The sequence below is a fragment of the Rhodothermales bacterium genome, assembly GCA_041391505.1.
GTDB lineage: Bacteria > Bacteroidota > Rhodothermia > Rhodothermales > JAHQVL01 > JAWKNW01.
In genome coordinates, this window is the sequence record JAWKNW010000005.1 from 190,628 (window position 1) to 213,742 (window position 23,115).

At 62.6% G+C, this 23,115-nt stretch carries 17 protein-coding genes and 5 tRNA genes; 20 read left to right on the forward strand and 2 right to left on the reverse strand.

Features of this window, described 5'->3' with window-relative positions:
• The first annotated feature begins 183 nt into the window (after positions 1 to 183).
• Both topA and R2834_07530 read left to right on the forward strand, forming a co-directional pair.
• Positions 184 to 1,377 (forward strand): type I DNA topoisomerase, encoded by a 1,194-nt coding sequence (gene topA, locus R2834_07525; protein ID MEZ4700165.1) that lies wholly within the window; start codon positions 184 to 186, stop codon positions 1,375 to 1,377.
• Between the two features lie 26 nt (positions 1,378 to 1,403).
• The gene (locus R2834_07530) at positions 1,404 to 2,756 is read left to right on the forward strand and encodes a topoisomerase C-terminal repeat-containing protein (GenBank protein MEZ4700166.1); all 1,353 of its coding nucleotides are present in this window, start codon (positions 1,404 to 1,406) and stop codon (positions 2,754 to 2,756) included.
• A gap of 75 nt (positions 2,757 to 2,831) precedes the next feature.
• Here the strand turns inward: R2834_07530 and R2834_07535 are convergent, their stop codons facing one another.
• Both R2834_07535 and R2834_07540 read right to left on the reverse strand, forming a co-directional pair.
• A complete protein-coding gene (locus R2834_07535; GenBank protein MEZ4700167.1) occupies positions 2,832 to 5,081 on the reverse strand; it encodes a TonB-dependent receptor in 2,250 nt (749 codons plus the stop codon).
• 1 nt (position 5,082) lies between these two features.
• Positions 5,083 to 5,547: a hypothetical protein gene (locus R2834_07540; GenBank protein ID MEZ4700168.1), complete on the reverse strand. Its 465-nt coding sequence runs from the start codon at positions 5,545 to 5,547 to the stop codon at positions 5,083 to 5,085.
• Between the two features lie 565 nt (positions 5,548 to 6,112).
• Here R2834_07540 and queA point away from each other — a divergent pair.
• From queA to rpoC, 18 genes are all read left to right on the forward strand, one after another.
• Positions 6,113 to 7,159 carry a tRNA preQ1(34) S-adenosylmethionine ribosyltransferase-isomerase QueA gene (queA, locus tag R2834_07545; protein MEZ4700169.1) on the forward strand — a complete coding sequence of 349 codons (1,047 nt, stop codon included), beginning with the start codon at positions 6,113 to 6,115 and terminating at the stop codon, positions 7,157 to 7,159.
• A 14-nt stretch (positions 7,160 to 7,173) separates the two neighbouring features.
• Complete coding sequence (ispD, locus tag R2834_07550; GenBank protein MEZ4700170.1) at positions 7,174 to 7,875, forward strand: 2-C-methyl-D-erythritol 4-phosphate cytidylyltransferase; 702 nt, start codon at positions 7,174 to 7,176, stop codon at positions 7,873 to 7,875.
• A gap of 11 nt (positions 7,876 to 7,886) precedes the next feature.
• The gene (gene ispF / locus R2834_07555) at positions 7,887 to 8,360 is read left to right on the forward strand and encodes a 2-C-methyl-D-erythritol 2,4-cyclodiphosphate synthase (protein ID MEZ4700171.1); all 474 of its coding nucleotides are present in this window, start codon (positions 7,887 to 7,889) and stop codon (positions 8,358 to 8,360) included.
• Positions 8,361 to 8,411: 51 nt separating this feature from the next.
• Positions 8,412 to 9,023, forward strand: coding sequence for a DedA family protein (locus R2834_07560; GenBank protein ID MEZ4700172.1), 612 nt, complete (start codon positions 8,412 to 8,414; stop codon positions 9,021 to 9,023).
• Between the two features lie 72 nt (positions 9,024 to 9,095).
• Positions 9,096 to 9,168, forward strand: a tRNA-Thr gene (locus tag R2834_07565).
• Positions 9,169 to 9,240: 72 nt separating this feature from the next.
• Positions 9,241 to 9,323, forward strand: a tRNA-Tyr gene (locus R2834_07570).
• An 86-nt stretch (positions 9,324 to 9,409) separates the two neighbouring features.
• Positions 9,410 to 9,482, forward strand: a tRNA-Gly gene (locus tag R2834_07575).
• A gap of 84 nt (positions 9,483 to 9,566) precedes the next feature.
• Positions 9,567 to 9,638: transfer RNA gene (locus R2834_07580), tRNA-Thr, on the forward strand.
• A 119-nt stretch (positions 9,639 to 9,757) separates the two neighbouring features.
• Positions 9,758 to 10,948, forward strand: a complete 1,191-nt coding sequence (gene tuf / locus R2834_07585) for an elongation factor Tu (protein ID MEZ4700173.1) — start codon at positions 9,758 to 9,760, stop codon at positions 10,946 to 10,948.
• Positions 10,949 to 11,020: 72 nt separating this feature from the next.
• Positions 11,021 to 11,093, forward strand: a tRNA-Trp gene (locus tag R2834_07590).
• Between the two features lie 58 nt (positions 11,094 to 11,151).
• Entirely contained in the window at positions 11,152 to 11,343 is a 192-nt protein-coding gene (gene secE, locus R2834_07595; protein ID MEZ4700174.1) for a preprotein translocase subunit SecE, read from the forward strand.
• A gap of 150 nt (positions 11,344 to 11,493) precedes the next feature.
• Positions 11,494 to 12,051: a transcription termination/antitermination protein NusG gene (gene nusG / locus R2834_07600; GenBank protein ID MEZ4700175.1), complete on the forward strand. Its 558-nt coding sequence runs from the start codon at positions 11,494 to 11,496 to the stop codon at positions 12,049 to 12,051.
• A 146-nt stretch (positions 12,052 to 12,197) separates the two neighbouring features.
• The gene (gene rplK, locus R2834_07605) at positions 12,198 to 12,638 is read left to right on the forward strand and encodes a 50S ribosomal protein L11 (protein ID MEZ4700176.1); all 441 of its coding nucleotides are present in this window, start codon (positions 12,198 to 12,200) and stop codon (positions 12,636 to 12,638) included.
• Positions 12,639 to 12,748: 110 nt separating this feature from the next.
• Complete coding sequence (gene rplA / locus R2834_07610) at positions 12,749 to 13,459, forward strand: 50S ribosomal protein L1 (GenBank protein MEZ4700177.1); 711 nt, start codon at positions 12,749 to 12,751, stop codon at positions 13,457 to 13,459.
• A gap of 48 nt (positions 13,460 to 13,507) precedes the next feature.
• Positions 13,508 to 14,035, forward strand: coding sequence for a 50S ribosomal protein L10 (rplJ, locus tag R2834_07615; GenBank protein ID MEZ4700178.1), 528 nt, complete (start codon positions 13,508 to 13,510; stop codon positions 14,033 to 14,035).
• A gap of 113 nt (positions 14,036 to 14,148) precedes the next feature.
• A complete protein-coding gene (rplL, locus tag R2834_07620) occupies positions 14,149 to 14,532 on the forward strand; it encodes a 50S ribosomal protein L7/L12 (GenBank protein ID MEZ4700179.1) in 384 nt (127 codons plus the stop codon).
• Positions 14,533 to 14,808: 276 nt separating this feature from the next.
• On the forward strand, positions 14,809 to 18,648 hold the full coding sequence (rpoB, locus tag R2834_07625) for a DNA-directed RNA polymerase subunit beta (protein MEZ4700180.1): 3,840 nt from the start codon (positions 14,809 to 14,811) through the stop codon (positions 18,646 to 18,648).
• An 80-nt stretch (positions 18,649 to 18,728) separates the two neighbouring features.
• Entirely contained in the window at positions 18,729 to 23,063 is a 4,335-nt protein-coding gene (gene rpoC / locus R2834_07630) for a DNA-directed RNA polymerase subunit beta' (GenBank protein MEZ4700181.1), read from the forward strand.
• Positions 23,064 to 23,115: the final 52 nt, after the last annotated feature.

Consider the following 23,115-nt stretch of genomic DNA (forward strand, 5'->3'; position numbering starts at 1 on the left):
TCTGAAAGGCGCAAGATACGATATTTGGAGATATGCATCTCGCCCCGGCCTCCTCCCGCCGCCGGCCGGCTGGAACGTTGTCTGTCGACGGGCGTGTGACCTCGGCACTCAAAAATTCGCCGGCGCCTTTCACGGAACGCTCCGCTTCTCCCGCTCTCTTCGCGAACGAATTATTCCGTATACATGAAGCGACTGCTCGTAGTTGAATCCCCCACCAAAGCCCGGACGATCCGCAGATACCTCCCTGAAAGTGAGTTTCGCGTCGAGGCCAGCATGGGCCACGTGCGCGACTTGCCGGCGTCCGCCGATCAGATTCCGGAGCACCTCAAGGACAAGGCGTGGGCCCGGCTCGGCGTCAACGTCGACGACGGCTTCCAGCCGATCTACGTCGTCCCTCCCGAAAAGAAGAAAGTCGTCAAGGAACTCAAATCCGCGCTGAAGGATGCCGATGAGCTCTACATCGCGACGGACGAGGACCGCGAGGGCGAATCGATCGGGTGGCACCTCCTGCAGGTGCTCGAACCGAAGATCCCCGTGCGGCGGATGGTGTTTCACGAGATCACCAAGGAAGCGATTCTCGAGGCGCTCGACCATACGCGCGAGATGGACTACAACCTGATCGACGCCCAGGAGACGCGGCGCGTACTCGATCGCCTCGTGGGCTATTCGATTTCGCCGCTCCTCTGGAAAAAGATCGCGCCGAAGCTCTCCGCCGGCCGCGTCCAGAGCGTGGCCGTCCGCCTGATCGTGCTGCGCGAGAAGGAACGCATGCTGTTTGTGCCGGCGACGTACTGGGACATCAAGGCGACGCTGCGCAAGGACAAGAAGCCCTTCGACGCTGTGATGACGCATTACCAGGGCATCCGCATCGCATCCGGTAAGGACTTCGACGACGAGACCGGTCAGCTCAAGAAGGGCCTCACGGCTGGCAAGGACGTGCTGCTGCTCAGCGGAGCCGACGCCCGATCCCTCGCCGACCGACTGAAGGATGCGCCGTGGCGCGTGGCGCAGGTCGAGGAAAAGCTCTCGATCCGCAAACCCGCCCCGCCGTTCATCACGTCGACCCTCCAGCAGGAAGCCAGCCGCAAGCTGAAACTCTCCGCCCGCGACACCATGCGCGTGGCCCAGCAGCTCTACGAGCAGGGCTATATCACCTATATGCGTACCGACTCCACGCAGCTCTCCGGCGAGGCCATCGATGCCAGCCGGCGCGCCATCGTGCAGCGCTACGGGGAGGAATACCTCTATCCGACGGTGCCGCCTCACCGGCGGCAGGTGCACAACGCGCAGGAAGCGCACAGGGCTATCCGCCCGGCCAGCGCGGTAAACGCGCGACGAACTCGGGCTGAAAGGCATCGAGGGCGCTGTCTGACCTGATCTGGAAGCGTACCGTCGCCACCCAGATGGCCGACGCCCGGCTCCGGATGGTGACGGCGCGGATCGAAGCCGGCGCGGCCGACGATATCGCGGTCTTCCGGGCCTCGGGGAAAACGATCGAGTTTCCGGGCTTCTTCCGGGCCTACGTCGAAGGCAGCGACGATCCCGAGGCGGCGCTGGAAGACCAGGATCAGCCACTGCCCGACCTCAAGGAGGGCGATCAGCCCGAGTGCACCAAGATCGAGGCCGAGGGGCATGAGACGAAACCGCCGGCGCGGTATACCGAAGCCAGCCTCATCAAAAAGCTGGAAGACGAAGGCATCGGCCGGCCGAGCACCTATGCCACGATCATTGATACCATCATCGGGCGCGGCTACGTGAATCGGAAAAGCAACCAGCTTATCCCGACCTTCACGGCGTTCGCCACCAACGCCGTCCTCGAACAGCAGTTCGACCAACTCGTCAACGTCGGTTTTACGGCGGGGATGGAAGAGGAGTTGGACAACATCGCGGCCGGCTCGCTGAAATCCGGGCCGTATCTCAAGAAGTTCTACCAGGGGCAGAACGGCCTCGAGACGCTGGTCGAAGGCGGGCTCGACCGGATCGATGCCCGCAGCGTGTCCACCATCACGTCGCCCAAATGGGGCGAGTACATCGTGCGCGTCGGGCGATACGGCCCGTATGCGGAGCGCGAGGTGCAGGGCGAACGGCTGACGGCGTCGCTGCCGGCGGACATCGCCCCCGGCGATCTGACGCTCGAAATGCTCGAATCGATCGTCGCCCAAGGCAACGAGGAAGATCGGGTGCTCGGCATCGATCCGGTCGCCAATGAGCCCATCCTGATGCGAAATGGACCCTACGGCGTCTATTTGCAGCTCGGCGAAGAAGAGAAAAACGGGAAGCCCAAGCGGATCTCGATCCCGAAAAACATCGCCCCCGAGGAAGTCGACCTCGACACCGCCTCGGCGCTCCTCGCCCTACCCCGGCAGCTCGGCGTGCATCCCGAGAGCGGCCAGCCGATCCTGACGCATATCGGACGGTACGGTCCGTACGTTCAGCACGGACGCACCTACGCCTCGCTGACGCCGGAAGACGACGTGCTCTCCGTCGAGCTGCCGCGCGCGCTCGAACTGCTCCAGAAAAAGGAAGGGAAGACGCAGGCGCTGAAGGTGCTGGGCAACCACCCGGAATCCGGCGAGCCGATCGAGGTCCTCGAAGGCCGTTATGGGCCCTACGTGAAGCATCAGAAGGTCAACGCCTCGCTTCCCAAGGGCACGAGCCCCGACACCCTGACGATGGAGGCCGCGCTGGAACTCCTGGCGAAAAAGGCCGGCGCGAAAAAGACCAAAGGCGGTGGACGGAGGAAGAAGAAGGAATGAGGATCAAGGATTAAAGATCAAGGGATGGAGCAGACTCTCCTTGATCCTCATTCCTTGATCCTTGATCATGGAATCTCAAAATTCCATCTGGAGTTGCAGGATGGCATGCCGGGGCGGGGCGAGCAGGGCGGGGCGTTCCATGTAGTAGTACTCGAGCGCGTTGCGGACGATGAGGAGGGTGCGGAGCCGGCCGAACTGGACGCCGGCGCGCAGGTCGAGGACGCGCGTATCGATCAGGGTTTCCGCGTCGGGGACGAACCGCGCGAAGTCTGAATTGACGCTTTCCGGGGCGCTGGCATACCGCAGATCGAAGCCGGCCTGGTAGCGTCCGAAACGCCCATCCGCCGAGGCCGAGACCATGTGCCGGGGACGAAACGCGAGGGCCTCGCCGGCGCTGAGGTCGCGGGCATCCAGATACGTGTAGCCGGCGCGGGTGGTCACGGCCCCGTCGAACAGCGAGGCCTCGATCGAGGCCTCGGCGCCGCGAATGCGGGCGCGGATGAGGTTGACGAACTGGAAGGCCGATTCGGTAGGGATGAACTTCGTTTCGATGAGGCGCCAGTAGTCGTTCCAGAACACCGCCACATCGAGAAGGGCATCGCTCCGGTCGGTAAACGGGATCAGGCCCCGGAGCCCGAGTTCGTAGCTCGTGCTTTCCTCCGGGCGCAGGCTGAGGTTGCGGACGATGGGGAAGAAGTCCCGGTTGTCCACGAACCGTTCCCCCAGGCTCGGTATCCGGAAACCCTGCCCGTATGCCGCGCGCGCCGTGAATTGCGGCGTGAAGGCATAGCCGAGGTTCAGTTTTGGGCTGAGTTTGGATACGGTGTCGCTGGCGTCGATGCTGTAGATATCGAAGCGGAGGCCGGCCACCACGTTGAGCCGCGGGCCGATGTTCTGCTCCCACTGCCCGAAAACCGCGCCTTCCGGCTGGCTTCCGATCGGATCCCCGTCGGCGCTGACAAAAAAGCTGGAACGGGTCGAGTTGGCGTCGATCGAGGCGCCGCCGGTGAAAAACCGGTTCGGGCCCGGGTTCCAGTTGAGGAGGTATTCGCCGCCATACCGAAATCCGTAGGTGCCGTCGCGATAGGTGCGCACGTTGCCGGCGGAGTCGATAGGCCGTACGCCAACGGCATACAGGCGGGTTTTTACCTGATAGAACAGCCTGGGGTTGAGGACGTGGGTGAGGGTGGGGAAGAGGCTGATCTGATTGGACTCGTTGTCCGTCGCCCCGCTCGGTTCCGAGGAGTTCGTGATGGCGAGGCTGCCCGGTTGCAGGGCGTCGCGGGCGCCGTTCCAAAACAGGAAGTCGTCTTTTTTGCGGTAGAGGACGTTGGCGAGCACGTCGAGACGGACGTCGGCATTGGGGTTCCAGCCGGCCTTGGCGTGGGTCTGAAACAGGGTTTTTTCGTTGAGCCGCATGTACCCTTCGCTGCGGCGGAACGTGCCATCCACCCAGTACCCGAACCGTTCGGAAACGCGCCGGGCGTGGGATACCGTGGCGCCGGCGAATGGCCTGGGCGTATCGGCGCCGTCCCATCGCTCGCGCCAGATGGCGTAGCGGACCGGCTCGTAGGCGCCGGCGAAGGCCCGCACGAGGGTCGTGGGGCGGGATGGGAAGGTTTTGGTGATGAGGTTGACCACGCCGCCCAGCGCGCCGCTTCCGTAGAGCGCCGAGCCGGGTCCCTTGAGCACCTCGAGCCGTTCCACCTGGGCAAAAGGCAGGCCTTCGTAGGGCACGCCGTCCGTATCGGGCGACAACAGGGGCACGCCGTCGATCAGCAGGAGGACGCGGCTCCCCACGTTGTAGGCGAAGCCGGAAGAGCCGCGCACGCTGATCTGGTTGTCCTGCACCTGTACGCCGGAAATGTGCCGGAGCGCATCGTCGAGCGAGACCACGTTGCGCCGCGACAGTTCTTCGGGCGCCATCGCCGCCACGCTCACCGGCACCGAGGTGATGCGCTGTTCGCGGCGGTTCGCGATGATGACGACGCCGTCGCTCTGGAGCACCTCTTCCATCAGCTGGGCGTCGAGTTGCAGGGACTCGCCATCCGCGAGCGTCACGGATTGCCGGATGCGCTCGAACCCGACCATCGAGACCTCCACGACGTAGGTGCCGGCGGCGAGGCCGGCGATGCGGTAGCGGCCTGCAGCATCCGTGGCGGCGCCGCGGGCCGTGCCCGCGATGGCCACGTTCGCACCGGGCAGCGGGACGCCCTCGGCATCGATGATCTGCCCCGAAATGCTGGCTGTTTGGGCCAGGGTAGCGGTCGATAATGCGCCGAACGCCAGCGCCGCGAGGAGGTGGGCGAGTAGAAATCGGGGCATGTCAGCGGGCGGAAGCAGGAGGGAAGGGAGGGCGCGTGGAGAAGTCGACGTAAAGGTCGATGGTGACGACTTCTCCCTCGCGAATCTGGATGGTGCCATCGCCGCCCTCGTAGAGCGCCGCCGGCCGCCAGTCCAGGATGCCGGGTCCGAATTTCTCGGCGATGCCATTGTACACGAGGACGCCTTCATCGATGTCGCCGATGAAAAACGTGTCCTGTTCGACATTGCGCCGGAGCCCGGGGCTGATCACCATCCGATTCAGTTGAAGAAAATCCGACGTGTCCTGGGGGATGAAGCGCATGCCGACGAAGCGGAGGTCGAACAGCGAATCCGGAGACGGCCACGCGCCCGTGTAGGTGATGGTGCCGCGGACCGCGCCGACGGCGTCCCGCTCGGGCGGCACGAGGCCGTGATCGCAACCCGAAGCGACGATCAGCGCGATAACGAAGACAAGAAGCGTACGCATGGGGGGTGGAATGGATGACGGCGTGGGGGCGATAAGGTAGTGCGTCGACGCTACAAGGGGGAAGTGGGTATACGCCGGCTGGCGTTGCGGCCGGCCGCGTTTCGGTACGATCTTATGCGACACACCTGTAGGATGCAACAGGGCGACGGGCGGGCCCGACCACCAGCCGGCTCGACCGGTCCAGGGAACGCTGGATCAGACAAAAAACCCACCGCGAGGCCGATCTTCATCGCTAAAAGTTCGTTTGGAGCAGAGCGAAGATGCGCTTATATTTGCGAAATTTGAATATAGGCATCATACCGTTTCTTGTCTAACGACTTTGTCGCCATGCCTATGAGGATGCGGCTTAATCGAAGAAGCTTGCGTGCGGTCGGCAACCCACACCCGGCCGCGCTTTTTCAAATTCTGATGTGCCGCACCCTATTGCGCGTCCTCGCAGCAGCCACCATCCCCTACGCAACCGCTCTCATGGCCGGTGCGCACGCTCGTGTTCCCGCGAGCTACGCGTCTACCCATGCAGTACGTGTAGCCAGACGTAGTATCCCCGTATTACCAGGTTTCTTCCATGAAGCTGTCTAATTTCCTCTTTGATTATCCCAAGGAGCTGATCGCCAAGTATCCGGCAGAGCCCCGCGACAGCGCGCGGCTGATGGTGCTGAATCGGGAAAAACGGACCATCGAACACCGGGTATTCAGCGACATCGTCGAGTATTTCTCGGATGGAGATGTGCTTGTCGTAAACAACACCAAGGTGTTTCCCGCCCGTATGTACGGGAACAAGGAGAAGACAGGCGCCCGCATCGAGGTCTTTTTGCTGCGCGAATTGAACCCAGAGAGCCGGCTGTGGGACGTCATCGTCGACCCCGCCCGGAAGATTCGCATCGGCAACAAGCTGTATTTCGAGAACGGGCTCATCGCCGAGGTGATCGATAACACGACATCGCGGGGGCGCACGATTCGGTTTGTTTTCGAGGGCGACAACGAGGAGTTGTACCGGAAGATCGACGAGATCGGCCAGACGCCGATCCCGCCGTACATCAAGCGGAAAGTGGAGAAGGAGGACCGCGAGCGGTACCAGACGATGTTCGCGGAACAGCGCGGCGCCGTCGCCGCGCCCACGGCCGGCCTGCACTTCACGCCGGGCATCATCGACACGCTGCAGGGTAAGGGGGTCAAGGTCGCTCCGCTGACCCTGCATGTGGGGCTGGGCACGTTTCGGCCGGTGGAGGTGGAAGACCTCACCAAACACCGGATGGACTCGGAGCACTACATCATCTCGCCCGAGTCGGCCGAGACGGTGAACAAAGCGCTTACATCCCAGCATAACAAGGTCACCGCGGTCGGCACGACCGTCGTGCGTGCGCTGGAGTCGAGCCTTTCGGCGTCCTACACCCTGAAGTCGGACAGCGGCTGGACGGATAAATTTATCTACCCGCCGCACGAGTTCCGGATCGTGGAGCGGCTGATCACGAACTTCCACATGCCGCGCAGCACGCTCGTCATGCTTGTGGCGGCCTTTGCGGGGCACGAGTTCCTGATGGAAGCCTATCGCGAAGCGATCGAGAAGGAGTATCGCCTGTTTTCCTTCGGCGACGCGATGATGATCCTCTGAGGCCGGGCGAAGCCATGGCCGGGGAGCGAATTGCCGCCATCATGCCGGCCGCCGGTTCGGGGGCGCGCCTCGGCGGCGAGCGCAAGCAGTTCCGGTTGCTCGGCGATGAGCCGTTGTTGCTACGGACGGCGCGCGTCTTTGCGGCGCATCCGCAGATCGATCTCCTGGTCCTGACCCTTCCGGAAGCCGACCACGCCGAAATCGCCGCGCTGCTGGAGGCCGCCGCGCTCGACGTCCCGGTGCTGCTCGCCCCGGGCGGCGCCACGCGCCAGGCCTCGGTTCGCTCCGCCCTGCGCCGGCTTCCTCCTGACGTGGACATGGTCCTGGTGCACGATGCCGTGCGTCCGTTCATCCGCGCCGAGCAAATCAGTCGCGTGATCGAGGGCGTGCGAACGACCGGGGCGGCCGCACTGGCGGTGGAACTGACGGATACCTTGCGTCGCGGCGATCGTGCCCGTTTTGGGGAGACGATCCCTCGTGACGGCCTCTACCGGATGCAAACGCCGCAGGGAGCGCGGCGGGCGTGGTACGAGGAGGCCCACGCGGCGGCCGAGCGGGATGGCGTCGATGCGACGGACGATGTCGCGCTGGTGCAGCGTCTGGGGTACCCGGTGGCGATCGTCGCCGGCGGGCCGCTGAATATGAAGGTCACGACGCCGGCAGACTGGGAGCTTGCCGTCGCCCTCTGGCCGTTCTGGACATCGATGGAAACCTGAGGGGATCGCCCATGCGGATTGGTTTTGGATACGACGTGCATCGCCTGGTGGAGGGCCGGCCGCTCATCCTTGGCGGGGTGACCATCCCCCACGAAACGGGTCTGGACGGCCATTCAGATGCCGACGTGCTGTTGCATGCCATCACGGATGCCTTGCTCGGCGCGGCGGCGCTCGGGGATATCGGCATGCACTTTCCGGATACGGATATGCGCTGGAAAGGGGCGGACAGCCGCGACTTGCTCCGCGAGACGGTTCGTCTGGTCGAGGAAGCCGGGTATGTGGTCGGAAACGTGGACGCGACGGTCGCGTTGCAGCGCCCCAAGCTGCGGCCGCACATCGATGCGATGCGCGCCTGCGTCGGCGACCTGCTGCGCATCCCGGTACAGGCCGTCTCCGTAAAGGCGACGACGACGGAGCGACTGGGATTTGTCGGCTCCGAAGCCGGCGCGGCGGCGTATGCCGTCTGTTTGCTTCTCGCGCGATAGGGTTGTCGCCGTTTGTTGTCTTCGCCCCTGCTTTTTGAGTCATCGCTACGTATGGCCGATCTTTTTTCGAACGTCTTCGCCTGGATCGAGGCGCTGTCCCCGGTCTGGGCCTATCTGGTCATACTGGCCATCGCCTACGGAGAGAACGTGGTGCCGCCGATTCCCGGCGACATGGTGGTGGTGTTCGGGGGGTATCTGGCCGGCATCGGGCATCTCAACGTGTACAGCGTCTGGGCGTTGTCCACCCTCGGGGGCGCGCTCGGCTTCATGACGATGTACGCGGTCGGCTTCTGGGTCGGCGATGCCGTGTACGACCCGGATCGCCTGCGCTGGCTGCCGAAGACGTATCTGGGGAAGGTGCGGCTCTGGCTCCACCGCTGGGGGTACCAAGTCGTGCTGGCGAACCGGTTTTTGAGCGGGGCGCGCTCCGTGATCTCCCTGTCGGCCGGCATGGCGCACATGCACCGGATGCGGACGCTGACCTACGCCACCATCAGCGCCTTCGTGTGGACGGGGGTGATCATCTGGGCCGGCTATCTGGTCGGCGAGAACTGGGAAGTCGTTTCGGTCTATCTGAAAGGCTACGGATGGTTCATCCTCGCGCTCACGGTGGTGGCGGTAGCGTACGTGTGGTATCGATCCAGAAGGAAAAGTCGTGAATGAAACACGCGACGTGCGAGCCCGTTGACAGCAGGACTCGTGGCGTGTATATTCGCCCTTCTGTTTAAAAAAGGTGCTGGCGTAGCTCAGCTGGTAGAGCAGCTCACTTGTAATGAGCAGGTCGGGGGTTCGAGTCCCTCCGCCAGCTCTTCACCTTAAATTCGTTCATGTCGGGGCACCCGATGACCGTGGACGGGATATAAACAGGCACTTTACGAACGGGCAGGTGGCCGAGTGGTTAAAGGCGACAGACTGTAAATCTGTTCTCGTACGAGTACGGAGGTTCGAATCCTTCCCTGCCCACTCCAACATTACCGGTTTCAGGTCGCAGATTTCAGGTTGAAGTGACGTGAAATCTGTTTCTTGTTTTCGACGCTGAAACCCTCCTGGCGGGAGTAGCTCAGTTGGTAGAGCATCAGCCTTCCAAGCTGAGGGTCGCGGGTTCGAATCCCGTCTCCCGCTCACTACAGCAGCGTTTCAGGTCGCGGAACCGTCCTGCGAGCCTGGTTCGGGTTCGAAAGCGGTTTTGAACGGGCTGTTTTACTGGCCGGCTTAGCTCAGTGGTAGAGCACTTCCATGGTAAGGAAGGGGTCATGGGTTCAAATCCCATAGCTGGCTCACGAGAATCTCGCGCCGAGGCGTGAGTGCGGACCGGCCTCGTCTCCCGGATGGGCAAGACGGGCGTCGGCGCTTTCTCTGTCTACACATAGAACGATAGGAAATAAAAAAGTAGAGCCATGGCGAAAGAGACGTTTCAACGGAACAAGCCCCACGTGAACGTAGGGACGATTGGTCACGTGGATCATGGTAAGACGACGCTGACGGCGGCGATCACGAAGGTTCTCGCGGAGCGGATGGGATCGGGCGAAGTGCGTTCGTTTGATTCGATCGACAACGCGCCGGAAGAGCGCGAGCGCGGTATCACGATTGCGACGGCGCACGTGGAGTATGAGACGGACAATCGTCACTACGCGCACGTGGACTGCCCGGGCCACGCGGACTATGTGAAGAACATGGTGACGGGAGCGGCCCAGATGGACGGTGCGGTGCTGGTGGTAGCGGCGACGGACGGCCCGATGCCTCAGACGCGTGAGCACATCCTGCTGGCTCGTCAGGTGGGTGTTCCGTACCTGGTGGTGTTCATGAACAAGGTCGACCTGGTGGACGACGAGGAGCTTCTGGAGCTGGTGGAGATGGAAGTTCGTGAGCTGCTGAGCCAGTACGAGTTTCCGGGCGACGACGTGCCGGTGATCCGCGGCAGCGCGCTGGGCGCGCTGAACGGGGAGAAGCAGTGGGAAGAGAAGATCATCGAGCTGATGACGGCGGTCGACGAGTACATTCCGACGCCGGAGCGCGACAAGGACAAGCCGTTCCTGATGCCGATCGAAGACGTGTTTTCGATCACGGGCCGCGGCACGGTGGTGACGGGTCGTATCGAGCGCGGCGTGATCAAGGTGGGTGAGACGGTGGAGATCATCGGCATCCGCGAGGAGAAGATCACGACGACGGTGACGGGCGTTGAGATGTTCCGCAAGCTGCTGGACAGCGGTGAGGCGGGTGACAACGTGGGTCTTCTGCTTCGTGGTACGGGCAAGGACGACGTGGAGCGCGGCATGGTGGTGTGTAAGCCGGGCAGCGTGAAGCCGCACAAGTCGTTCGAGAGCGAGGTGTACGTGCTTTCGAAGGAAGAGGGCGGTCGTCACACGCCGTTCTTCAAGGGGTACCGCCCGCAGTTCTACTTCCGTACGACGGACGTGACGGGCGACATCGAGTTGCCGGCGGGCGTCGAGATGGTGATGCCGGGCGACAACACCCAGTTCACGGTGCAGCTGATCCAGCCGATCGCGATGGAGGAAGGGTTGCGCTTCGCCATCCGCGAAGGCGGCCGTACGGTCGGCGCCGGCGTTGTGACGAAGATCCTCGACTGAGTATAGGGTCATCGGTCAACGGTCAGTGTGTGTCGCGCGATGCACAGATGACCCTTGGCCGATGACCGTTTTACGGGCGTAGCTCAATTGGCAGAGCAGCGGTCTCCAAAACCGCAGGCTGCAGGTTCGAGTCCTGCCGCCCGTGCAACACGCCTCCCCCGATTATCCATACACGTCGTCTGCCGAGGACGACTGAATCAAGCATGAACAAGATCAAGGCGTACATCGAAGAGGTGGTCAAGGAGATGCAGAAGGTGAGCTGGCCGAAGCAACAGGAGCTCGTCAGCAACACCGCCATCACCCTGGTCGCCACGGCCATCATCTCGATGCTCTTTTTCGGGGCGGACCGGTTGATCGGCCTGGTGCTCGAGAACATCTACCTTCTTGCCGGCTGAGCCGAGCCTCGCGGCGTGGTAGTTCCACGTCTCAGGGCCGCGTAACGTCCGGTCCCGGGCGTGGTGCGATCAGCCTCTTGCAATCCGAATCATTCGCCCGCCTGCGTTCGCCGGCGAATGCCCTTAGTTCAGCCTCGCGCTGCACGACCTATGGCCACTCTGAAAAAAGACAGCGTACCCAAGTGGTATGTGCTCCGCACCTTCTCCGGACATGAGAAGAAGGTCAAGTCCTATCTGGAGAAAGAGCTCGAATTGACCGGTCTCACCGATAGGCTGACCGACATCATGATTCCCACCGAGACGGTGTTCGAGATGCGCCAGGGCAAGAAGCGCACGCGCGAGAAGACCTTTTTCCCGGGTTATCTGCTCATTCATGCGGTGCTCGACAAGGAGCTCCAGCACGTCATCGCCAACGTGCCCTCGGTCGTCGGATTCCTCACCACCGGCGACCAGCCGACGCCGCTTCGGCCGGACGAGATGAACCGGATTCTCGGCAAGGTGGACGAGGCGCGGGAGATGGGCGAGCAGCCCGAGATCCCGTTCAAGATCGGCGATGCCGTCAAGGTGGTCGACGGCCCGTTCAACAACTTTACCGGGTTTGTCGAGGAAGTGTATCCCGACAAGATGAAGGTGAAGGTGATGGTATCGATTTTCGGCCGCAAGACGCCGCTCGAACTCGACTACCTCCAGGTCGAGCACGAGGAGTAGGGGAATTTACTGTGAACCTCCGTGTGAGCCGGCGTCAGGTGGAACAAGCGGCCTGACGCGCGCATTCCACGCGGCCACACCAAACGATTGTCTCAACGACACTATACGCGGGAGCTCGGATCGGGCGTTTGCACCGCATTGCTGTTATGGCTAAAAAAATCGACGGCTACATCAAGCTGCAGGTCAAGGCCGGCCAGGCCAATCCAGCGCCTCCGATTGGTCCCGCTCTGGGCCAGAAGGGCGTCAACATCATGGAGTTCTGCAAGCAGTTCAACGCCGCAACCCAGGACCGCATGGGGCTCATCCTCCCGGTCGTGATTACGGTGTTTGCGGACAAGTCCTTCACCTTCATCATCAAGAGCCCGCCCGCGGCTGTGCTGCTCAAGAAGGCGGCCAGCATCGAAAGCGGCGCGGCCGATCCGCTTCGTCAGAAGGTGGGTACGGTGACGTGGGATCAGTGCCTGGAAATCGCCAAAGTGAAGATGGGCGATCTGAATGCGTACGACGCGGAAAAGGCGGCCTCGATGGTTGCCGGTACGGCGCGTTCGATGGGCATCAAGGTCACGGGCGCTCCGGCAGGCGCGTAAGTTGAGGTCTGGCAGCGGCACTGCCTTGCAGCGCCGTATGCCCTGTTTCATCAGCGGGAGCCTGACGCGAACCGAGCGCAGGCGCACGAACCGCACTATCAACCGCGAATATGGCAAAGCGAGGAAAGCGCTATACACGGCTGCAGAAGCTGATAGCGGAAGCCGGCACGGCGATGACGCTGGACACGGCTGCGAAATTGCTCAAGGACACGGCGAGCGCCAAGTTTGACGAGTCGATCGATATCGATGTACGTCTCGGGGTCGACCCCCGACACGCCGATCAAATGGTGCGCGGCACCGTTGCGCTGCCGCACGGCACCGGCAAAAACGTGCGCGTGCTCGTGCTCGCCAGCGACGGCAAGCAGGCCGAAGCGCGCGACGCCGGCGCCAACCATGTGGGTCTGGACGATCTCATCGACAAGATCCAGAATGAAAACTGGTTTGACTTCGACGTGCTCATCGCCACGCCGGACGTCATGGGTAAAGTCGGTCGCCTCGGTCGCGTCCTCGGCCCCCGCGGCCTCATGCCGAACCCGAAGAGCGGCACCGTGACGATGGACGTGGGCGACGCGGTTCGGGACGTGAAGGCGGGTAAGATCGACTTCCGGGTGGACAAGACGGGCATCCTGCATTCCGCCATCGGAAAGGCCTCGTTCTCCTCGGACCAGATTCGCGACAACGCGGAAGCCTTCCTGAAGGAAGTGATGCGTCTGCGCCCCGCTTCGGCGAAAGGCACCTACGTCAAGTCGATCACGCTGTCGACGACGATGGGCCCGGGCATTGCGCTCGATCGCAACGAAGTGGTCAACGCGATCCGCTAAGACTTTCTCTAACTGAATGTAGACGCGTCAAGCGGCGCAGATGCAGCAATGGCACTTACCAAAGAAGAAAAATCGGTCATTCTGGAAGAGGTCACCAAGCAGTTGGAGAATGCCTCGACCGTTTATCTGACGAACTGCTCGGGCCTCTCGGTGGAGTCGGTGAACGCCCTCCGCAACAAGTTTCGCGATGCGAACATTGGCTACCGGGTCGTCAAGAACACCCTCCTTCGCCTGGCGATGGATCGCGTTGGCGGTTACCAGGATCTGTACGGCACCCTCGAAGGGCCTACGGCGGTGGCCTTCAGCAACGAGCCGGCGGCGCCGGCTCGCGTGATCAAAGAATTCAGCTCGGGCCCCGGCAACGGGCTGCCGCAGTTGAAATCCGCGTTTGTCGACGGCGCGGTCTACGACGGCAGCGCCCTCGACCTCCTGGTCGCGCTGAAGTCCAAGAACGAGATCATCGGCGACGTCATCGGGCTGTTGCTCTCGCCGATGACCAACGTGGTCGGCGCGCTGCAGGCGCAGGGCGGCAACCTCGTCGGAGCGATCAAAACGATTTCCGAGCGCGAAGGCTGATGCCCCCGCGCCGGTTCATTCCTACTACGTATACACCCTCAAACCCTTAATATGCAGCGCAGCCAGGGCTACGCGCCGTAAGCGCAGACCGCTGCAGGAGCATTAGAGCGATCATGGCAGATATCAAAGCACTTGCTGAACAGCTGGTAGGCCTCACCATCAAAGAGGCGAGCGAACTCGCGAAGGTTCTCGAAGACGAATACGGCATTAAGCCGGCTGCTGCGGCTGTCGCCGTTGCGGGTCCGGCCGCCGGTGGTGGCGCCGCTGCCGCCGCCGAAGAAGAGAAGACCGAATTCGACGTCATCCTGAAGGATGCCGGCGCCAAGAAGATCGGCGTCATCAAGGAAGTCCGCGCGATCACGGGCCTGGGCCTGAAAGAAGCCAAGGACCTGGTCGAAGGCGCTCCGAGCACGGTGAAGGAAGCCGTCAACAAGGACGAAGCCAACAAGCTGAAAGCCCAGTTGGAAGAAGCCGGCGCCGTTGTCGAACTGAAGTAACCCTTCGGGTACGGCAGTCCGCATTCCATGCAGAAGGCGTAGCATCATACCGCAGGAATCTGCGAAAGCCGACCCTCTCGAAGGGTCGGCTTTCGATGCTTCTGCATAGGAGCGTGGGAACCCGAGGTTCCCGTCGTTCCGTAAGGTTTTGAAACAATAGCAAAGGGGCTGCGTTGAGCGTTTGATGCACTTCTGTCGCGCATAAACGTGTAGACGCCCGAGAGACATGACCAGTACCCTCACTACGCGTCACCAACCTCGCTAACCGATCAGTCTATGCCCAACACCATTACCGAGCCTGGAGGCGTCGTGGAACGGGTTACGTTTGCCCGTACGCGCGCCGTCAAGGACTATCCGGACTTCCTGGACGTACAGCTTCAATCGTACGACGAGTTCGTGCAAGAGGAGGTCCCGCCGGAGGAACGCGCTGATGTCGGCCTGCAGGCCGTATTCAAGGAGCATTTCCCCATCCAGGATAGCCGCGAACGGTACACGCTGGAGTTTATCCATTATTCGCTAGACGCGCCGAAGCACTCCGTTGCCGAATGCATTGCGCAGGGGCTGACGTTCTCGGTGCCGCTCAAGGCCAAGTTGCGTCTCTCGAGCAAGGAAGACGAGGACGAGGACGAAGCCGAGGAAGCGATTGAGCAAGAAGTGTACCTGGGCAATTTGCCGGCGATGACCGAGCGGGGCACGTTCGTCATCAACGGGGCAGAGCGCGTCGTGGTATCGCAGCTGCACCGCAGTCCGGGCGTGTTTTTCGGGCAGAGCATGCACCCGAACGGCACGGAGCTGTTCTCGGCGCGCGTCATCCCGTTCCGTGGGTCGTGGATCGAGTTTTCGACGGACGTGAACAATGTGATGTGGGCGTACATCGACCGGAAGAAAAAACTTCCGGTCACGTCCCTGTTGCGCGCCCTCGGTTACTCGACGGACGAAGAGCTGGTGCGCATCTTCGACCTCGCGGAAGAGCATCCGGTCGACACGAAGAAGAACTTCAAGAAGTTCGAGAACCGCAAGCTGGCGGCTTCGGTCTTCGTGATGGAGACCAAGGAAGTGGTCGATGAGGACACCGGCGAGGTGATCGAGACGAAGGAAGAGCGCAAGGTGCTGTTCCCGGCCGAACACGCCGTCGCGGAAGACGACTACAACGTGCTGAAGGAAGCCGGCATCACCCGGCTCTATCTGCTGCACGACGACATCGGCGACGACAGCGTCGACAAGAGCGCGCTGCTGAACACGATCAAGAAGGACGCCACGCACACCGAGGAGGAGGCGCTGGAGTACCTCTACCTCCAGCTGCGCGGGACGGAGGCGCCGGATCTCGAGACGGCGCGCAGTGTCTTGGAGCGTTTGTTCTTCAGCGAGAAGCGGTACGACCTCGGCGACGTCGGCCGGTACCGTATTAACCGGCGCTTGCGCCTGGGCGACGACAACAAGACGCTCACGCTCACCCGGGAAGACATCCTCGCGATCATCCGCGAGCTGGTCAACCTGCAGAACGGCAAGAGCTCGGTGGACGATATCGACCACCTGAGCAATCGCCGTGTCCGTACGGTGGGCGAGCAGCTCGCCGCCCAGTTCTCGCTGGGTCTGGCGCGTATGGCCCGCACGATCAAGGAGCGCATGAACCTCCGCGACGCGGAGAGCTTCACGCCCCAGGATCTGGTCAACGCCCGCACCGTGTCGAGCGTGATCAACAGCTTCTTCGGCACGAACCAGCTCAGCCAGTTCATGGATCAGACGAATCCGCTGGCCGAACTGACGCACAAGCGGCGTATGTCGGCGCTCGGACCGGGCGGTCTGACCCGCGAGCGCGCCGGCTTCGAAGTCCGCGACGTGCATTACACCCACTACGGCCGGCTCTGCCCGATCGAAACGCCGGAAGGCCCGAACATCGGTCTGATCTCGTCGCTGTGCGTGCACGCGTTCGTCAACCAGTTCGGCTTCATCGAAACGCCGTACCGGGTGGTGAAGGACAGCGTGGTGACGGATGAACTGCGGTATCTGACGGCGGAAGAAGAGGACAACGCCATCATCGCGCAGGCGAATGCGCCGATCACCGAGCAGGGCGAGTTCATCAACAAATATGTGAAGTGCCGTTTCGGCAGCGACTTCCCCATCGTAGCGCCCGAGAAGGTCGAATACATGGACATCGCGCCGAACCAGATCGTTTCGCCGGCGGCCAGCCTGATTCCGTTCCTCGAGCACGACGACGCCAACCGCGCGCTCATGGGATCGAACATGCAGCGCCAGGCGGTGCCGCTGCTCCGGCCCCAGGCGCCGATCGTGGGCACCGGTCTCGAAGGCCGCATCGCTCGCGACTCGCGCGCGGTGCTGGTCGCGGAAGGCCCGGGCGTCATCGAGTTCGCCGACGCGACGCGCATCGTCATCCGCTACGATACGGATGTCGACGACGCCGATGTGGCGTTCGAGGATACGATCAAGACCTACTACCTGACCAAGTTCCGCCGCACGAACCAGGACACGTGCATCAACCAGACGCCGATCGTGAAGACGGGCCAGCGGGTCGTGAAAAACACGCCGCTGACCGAAGGCTTCGCGACCGAGAAGGGCGAGCTGGCGCTGGGCAAGAACGTGCTGGTCGCGTTCATGCCGTGGCGCGGGTACAACTTCGAGGACGCCATCGTGATCTCGGAGAAGCTCGTTGCGGAAGACGTCTACACCTCGGTGCATATCGAGGAGTTCGAACTCCAGGTGCGCGACACGAAGCGCGGTGAGGAAGAGCTGACGCGCGAGATTCCCAACGTCTCGGAAGAGGCGACGAAGGACCTCGACGAGCGCGGCATCATCCGGATCGGCGCCGAAGTGAAGGCCGGCGACATCATCGTGGGCAAGATCACCCCGAAGGGGGAGACGGATCCGACGCCGGAAGAGAAGCTCCTGCGCGCCATCTTCGGCGACAAGGCCGGCGACGTGAAGGATGCCTCGCTGAAGGCGCCTCCCGGCATGAAGGGCGTCGTGATCGACACGAAGCTGTTCAGCCGGCGCAAGCTCGATCCCGCCTCGAAGAAGATCGAGCAGCAGCGCATCGCCGAGATCGAGGGCGACCTCGAGCACGAGATCGGCCACATCAATCGCCGTTTCTACGACAAGTTCTTCCAGCTGGTCGACGGCCAGAAGAGCGCCGGCGTGGAAGACCGCGAGGGCCGCGTTGTCGTGCCGGATGGCGCCAAGTTCACGAAGGAAGCGTTCGCCGAGATCCAGCCGATCCAGCTGGGTGTCCGCAAGGGCTTTACGCCGGACGATCGCGTGAACCGCAAGATCCGGAAGCTGCTCCGCAACTACCACACGATCTACAACCGCATCCAGAGCGACGCGAAGCGTCGTCGTCACCAGGTGCAGATGGGCGACGAGTTGCCGCCGGGCATCGTCCAGCTGGCGAAGGTGTATGTGGCGAAGAAGCGCAAGATTCAGGTGGGTGACAAGATGGCCGGTCGGCACGGCAACAAGGGCGTCATCGCCCGCATCGTGCCGCACGAAGACATGCCGTTCCTCGAGGACGGGACGCCGGTCGATATCGTGCTCAACCCGCTCGGCGTGCCTTCCCGAATGAACCTCGGGCAGATCTTCGAGACGCTGCTGGCATGGGCCGGCCTGAAGCTTGGCAAGAAATACGCGACGCCGATTTTCGACGGCGCGAAGATGGACGACGTGTCGACCGAACTGGCGGCGGCGGGCCTTCCGGCCGACGGCCGCGCCCAGCTCTACGACGGCCGCTCGGGTGAACCGTTCGACCAGAAGACGACGGTCGGCGTCATTTACATGCTCAAGCTGAGCCACCTTGTGGACGACAAGATCCACGCCCGAAGCATCGGGCCATACAGCCTCATCACCCAGCAGCCGCTGGGTGGCAAGGCGCAGTTCGGTGGTCAGCGGCTCGGGGAGATGGAAGTCTGGGCGCTGTATGCGTACGGCGCGGCCAGCACGCTCCAGGAGATGCTCACCTACAAGTCCGACGACGTGCAGGGCCGTTCGAAGGCGTACGAGTCCATCGTCAAGGGCGAGAACATGCCCGAAGCCGGCACTCCGGAAAGCTTCAACGTCCTCGTCCGAGAACTCCAGGGTCTCGGGTTGGAAGTGAAGCTGGATTGACAGATTAGATGAACGCGCCCCGACCGATGCGGTCGAGGCCGCTGGTCTTCGTCACTCGACATTGATATTCGGAATTCGATATGCCGTACGGAAAAACGCAGAAGATCAAGAAGAACTTCAACCAGATTACGATCAGTCTGGCGTCGCCCGAGGCGATCCTGGAACGGTCCTACGGTGAGGTCCTGAAACCCGAAACGATCAACTATCGCTCGTTCAAGCCCGAAAAAGACGGTCTTTTCTGCGAGAAGATCTTCGGCCCCGTGAAGGACTGGGAGTGCCATTGCGGCAAGTATAAGCGGATTCGCTACAAGGGCATCATCTGCGACCGATGCGGCGTGGAAGTGACCCAGAAGGCCGTTCGCCGCGAGCGCATGGGCCACATCACGCTGAGCGTGCCGGTGGTCCATATCTGGTATTTCAAGACGCTGCCGAACAAGATCGGCCACCTGCTGGGTCTGAAGTCCAAGGATCTCGAGCGGGTCATCTATTACGAAAACTACATCGTCATCCAGCCCGGCGCTGCCGAGAAGCTGGGCATCGAGCGGGACCAGCTTCTCAGCGAGGACGAGTACTTCAACGTGCTGTACCAGATTCGCGAGGACAATAACCGGCTCGACGACGAGGACCCCGAGAAGTTCATCGCCAAGATCGGCGGCGAGGCGGTGGAACTGATGCTGAGCCGGCTCGACATGGAGCCGCTCGCCCAGGAACTCCGCTTTCAGGTGAAGACCGAAACCAGCCAGCAGCGCAAGGCGGAAGCCCTCAAGCGCCTGGCGGTGGTCGAGTCGTTCCGCGAGGCCAATCGCCGCATGGAAAACCGTCCGGAATGGATGGTCATGCGCGTGATTCCGGTCATCCCGCCGGAACTGCGTCCGCTGGTGCCGCTCGAAGGCGGCCGGTTCGCCACGAGCGACCTGAACGACCTCTACCGCCGCGTCATCATCCGCAACAACCGCCTCAAGCGCCTGATCGACATCAAGGCGCCCGAGGTGATCCTGCGCAACGAAAAGCGCATGTTGCAGGAAGCGGTGGACTCGCTGTTCGACAACAGCCGCAAGGCCAACGCCGTCCGTTCGGATTCCAACCGCGCCCTGAAGTCGCTTTCCGACATGCTCAAGGGCAAGCAGGGCCGCTTCCGTCAGAACCTGCTCGGCAAGCGCGTCGACTACTCGGGTCGTTCGGTCATCGTCGTCGGTCCGGAGCTCGAACTGCACCAGTGCGGTCTGCCCAAGGAGATGGCGGTCGAGCTGTTCAAGCCGTTCATCATCCGCAAGCTCATCGAGCGCGGCATCGTGAAGACGGTGAAGAGCGCCAAGAAGGTCGTCGATCGCCGCACGGCGGACGTGTGGGACATCCTGGAAAAGGTCATCGACGGCCGGCCGGTGCTCCTCAACCGCGCTCCGACGCTGCACCGTCTCGGCATCCAGGCCTTCCAGCCCGTGCTGATCGAAGGCAAGGCGATCCGCCTGCATCCGCTCGTCTGTACGGCGTTTAACGCCGACTTCGACGGCGACCAGATGGCGGTCCACCTGCCCCTCAGCTACGATTCGTGCCTCGAGGCCATGATTCTGATGCTGGCGAGCCACAACATCCTCAGCCCTGCCCACGGCGGTCCGGTGACGGTACCGACGCAGGACATGGTGCTCGGGCTGTATTATCTGACCAAAGGCAAGAGCGGTCAGAAGGGCGAAGGCATGCGGTTCAGCACGATGGAGGAAGTGCGCCAGGCATTCGACCAGGGCGTCGTCGCGCAGCACGCCAAGATCAGCGTGCGCACGCCGGACGGCCAGGCGATCGAGACGACGGTCGGTCGCGTGATCTTCAACGAAGTGGTGCCGATCGAAGTCGGCTACATCAACGAGGTCCTGACCAAAAAGAGCCTGCGCAACATCATCTCGCGCGTGCTTTCGGCGACGGGTTTTGCCCGTTCGGCCCGCTTCCTGGACGACATCAAGAACCTCGGGTTCGAGCGCGCGACGACCGCCGGCCTCACGTTCTCGCTGGCGAACATCGTCGTGCCCGACGCGAAGGAGAAGCTCATCTCCGAGGCGCAGACCGAGGTCGAGCAGGCGCGCAACTTCTACGAGATGGGTCACATCACGGAGAACGAGCGCTACAACAAGGTAATCGACATCTGGACGCGCACGAACAGCCTCGTTTCCGAGGTACTGTTCGACGCGCTGAAGGCCGACGAGGAAGGGTTCAACGCCATCTACATGATGGCCGACTCCGGTGCTCGTGGTTCCAAGGAGCAGATTCGTCAGCTCGGCGGGATGCGCGGTCTGATGGCCAAGCCGCAGAAGAGCCTCACGGGCTCCGCCGGCGAAATCATCGAAAACCCGATCATCTCGAACTTCAAGGAAGGGCTGTCGGTGCTCGAGTACTTTATCTCGACGCACGGCGCGCGTAAGGGTCTGGCCGACACGGCCCTCAAGACGGCGGACGCCGGCTACCTGACGCGTCGTCTGGTCGACGTGGCGCAGGACGTCACGATCACCCAGAACGACTGCGGCACGCTCCGCGGCATCCGGATCTCGGCGCTGAAGGACAACGAGGACATCGTCGAGCCGCTGGCCGACCGCATCCTCGGCCGTGTGTCGGTCCACGACGTGGACGACCCGCTGACCGGCGAGATGATCGTCGGCGCCAACGAGATGATCGACGAGGCCAAGGCCCGCCGGATCTCGGAGACGTCGATCGAGGAAGTCGAAATCCGTTCGGTGCTGACCTGCGAAGCCCGTCGCGGCGCCTGTGCGCTGTGCTACGGCCGTAACCTCGGCACGGGCCGCATCGTCGAGCCCGGCGAGGCCGTCGGCGTCGTCGCGGCGCAGTCGATCGGTGAACCGGGCACGCAGCTTACGCTCCGTACGTTCCACATCGGTGGCGCGGCGTCGCGTATCGCGGCCGAAAGCACGATCCAGACGAAGTTCGCCGGTAAGGTGGTGTATGAAAACCTCCGTACGGTGACCTACGACACGGGCGAGGAGCCCAAGGAAGTGGTGCTGGCCCGTCAGGGTGAAATCCGGATCACGGATCCGAACGAAGAAGGCCGGCAGCTGATCTCCTACATCATCCCGTACGGCGCGGAAGTGCTCGTTTCGGATGGCGACACCGTCGAGAAGGGACAGGTGCTTGCCAGCTGGGACCCGTACAACAGCGTGCGCCTCTCCGAGGTGTCGGGTAAGGTTTCGTTCCAGGATATCATCGACGGCACGACGTACCGCGAAGAGTCCGACGAGCAGACCGGGTACAAGGAGAAGGTCATCACGGAAAGCCGCGAGCGCAACATGACGCCGGCCATCCTGGTGACCACGGCGAAAGGCGATGTGCGCGAGTATCCGCTGCCGATCCGCGCCCGTTTGCAGATCGACCTGGGGGATGTGGTTCAGGCCGGCCAGGTGCTCGCGAAGATTCCCCGCCAGTCCGCGAAAACGCGCGACATCACGGGCGGTCTGCCGCGTGTTACCGAGCTGTTCGAGGCGCGTGTCCCGACCGATCCGGCGGTGGTCAGCGAGATCGACGGCGTCGTGTCGTTCGGCGGTCGTAAGCGTGGCGCCCAGGAAGTCATCGTGACGAGCCGCGACGGCGACATCGCGAAGACGTATCTGGTGTCGCTCTCGAAATACCTCATCGTGCACGAAGACGACTTCGTTCGCGCCGGCGACCCGCTCTCCGACGGGCAGGTATCGCCGCAGGACATCCTGAGCATTCTCGGCCCGAAAGCCGTGCAGGAATACCTGGTGAACGAAGTGCAGGAAGTGTACCGCCTCCAGGGTGTGACGATCAACGACAAGCACATTGAAGTGATCGTTCGCCAGATGATGCAGAAAGTGCGCATCACGGATCCGGGCGACACGAACCTGCTCGAACAGGATACCGTCGACCGTTTCGTGCTCGAAGAGCTGAACGACGACCTGTACGACCGCTTCGTGATCGTGGATCCGGGTGGTGCGAACTCGCACAAGGTGGGCGAGCTGATCAGCCGCCGGCGTCTGCGCGAAATGAACTCCGACCTCAAGCGTCGCGACCTGAAGCAGATCATGGTTCGCGAATCGCAGCCGGCCGTTGCCGAGCCTATCCTGCTCGGCATCACGCAGGCGTCGCTTTCGACGGATTCGTTCATCTCGGCGGCGTCGTTCCAGGAGACCACGAAGGTGCTCACCGACGCGGCGATCAACGCGCAGGTGGACCCGCTGTACGGTCTGAAGGAGAACGTCATCGTCGGTCACCTCATTCCGGCCGGCTCCGGCCAGCGCCGCTTCCGCGATATCGTGGTCGGCTCCCGGAAAGAGCTCGCCGAACTGCAGGCTGCCATCGGCAGCAGCAGCGCCGCGGCCCGCGCCGCGACGTCGGTTACGGCCACGAGTGCGCCGGCCGGCGGCGACGGGGAATCGGTGGAGACGGAGGAAGGCTGATTCCCCGCGTGACGTGCAACATGTAAAAAAGGCCCCGGATGCTCAGCGCGTC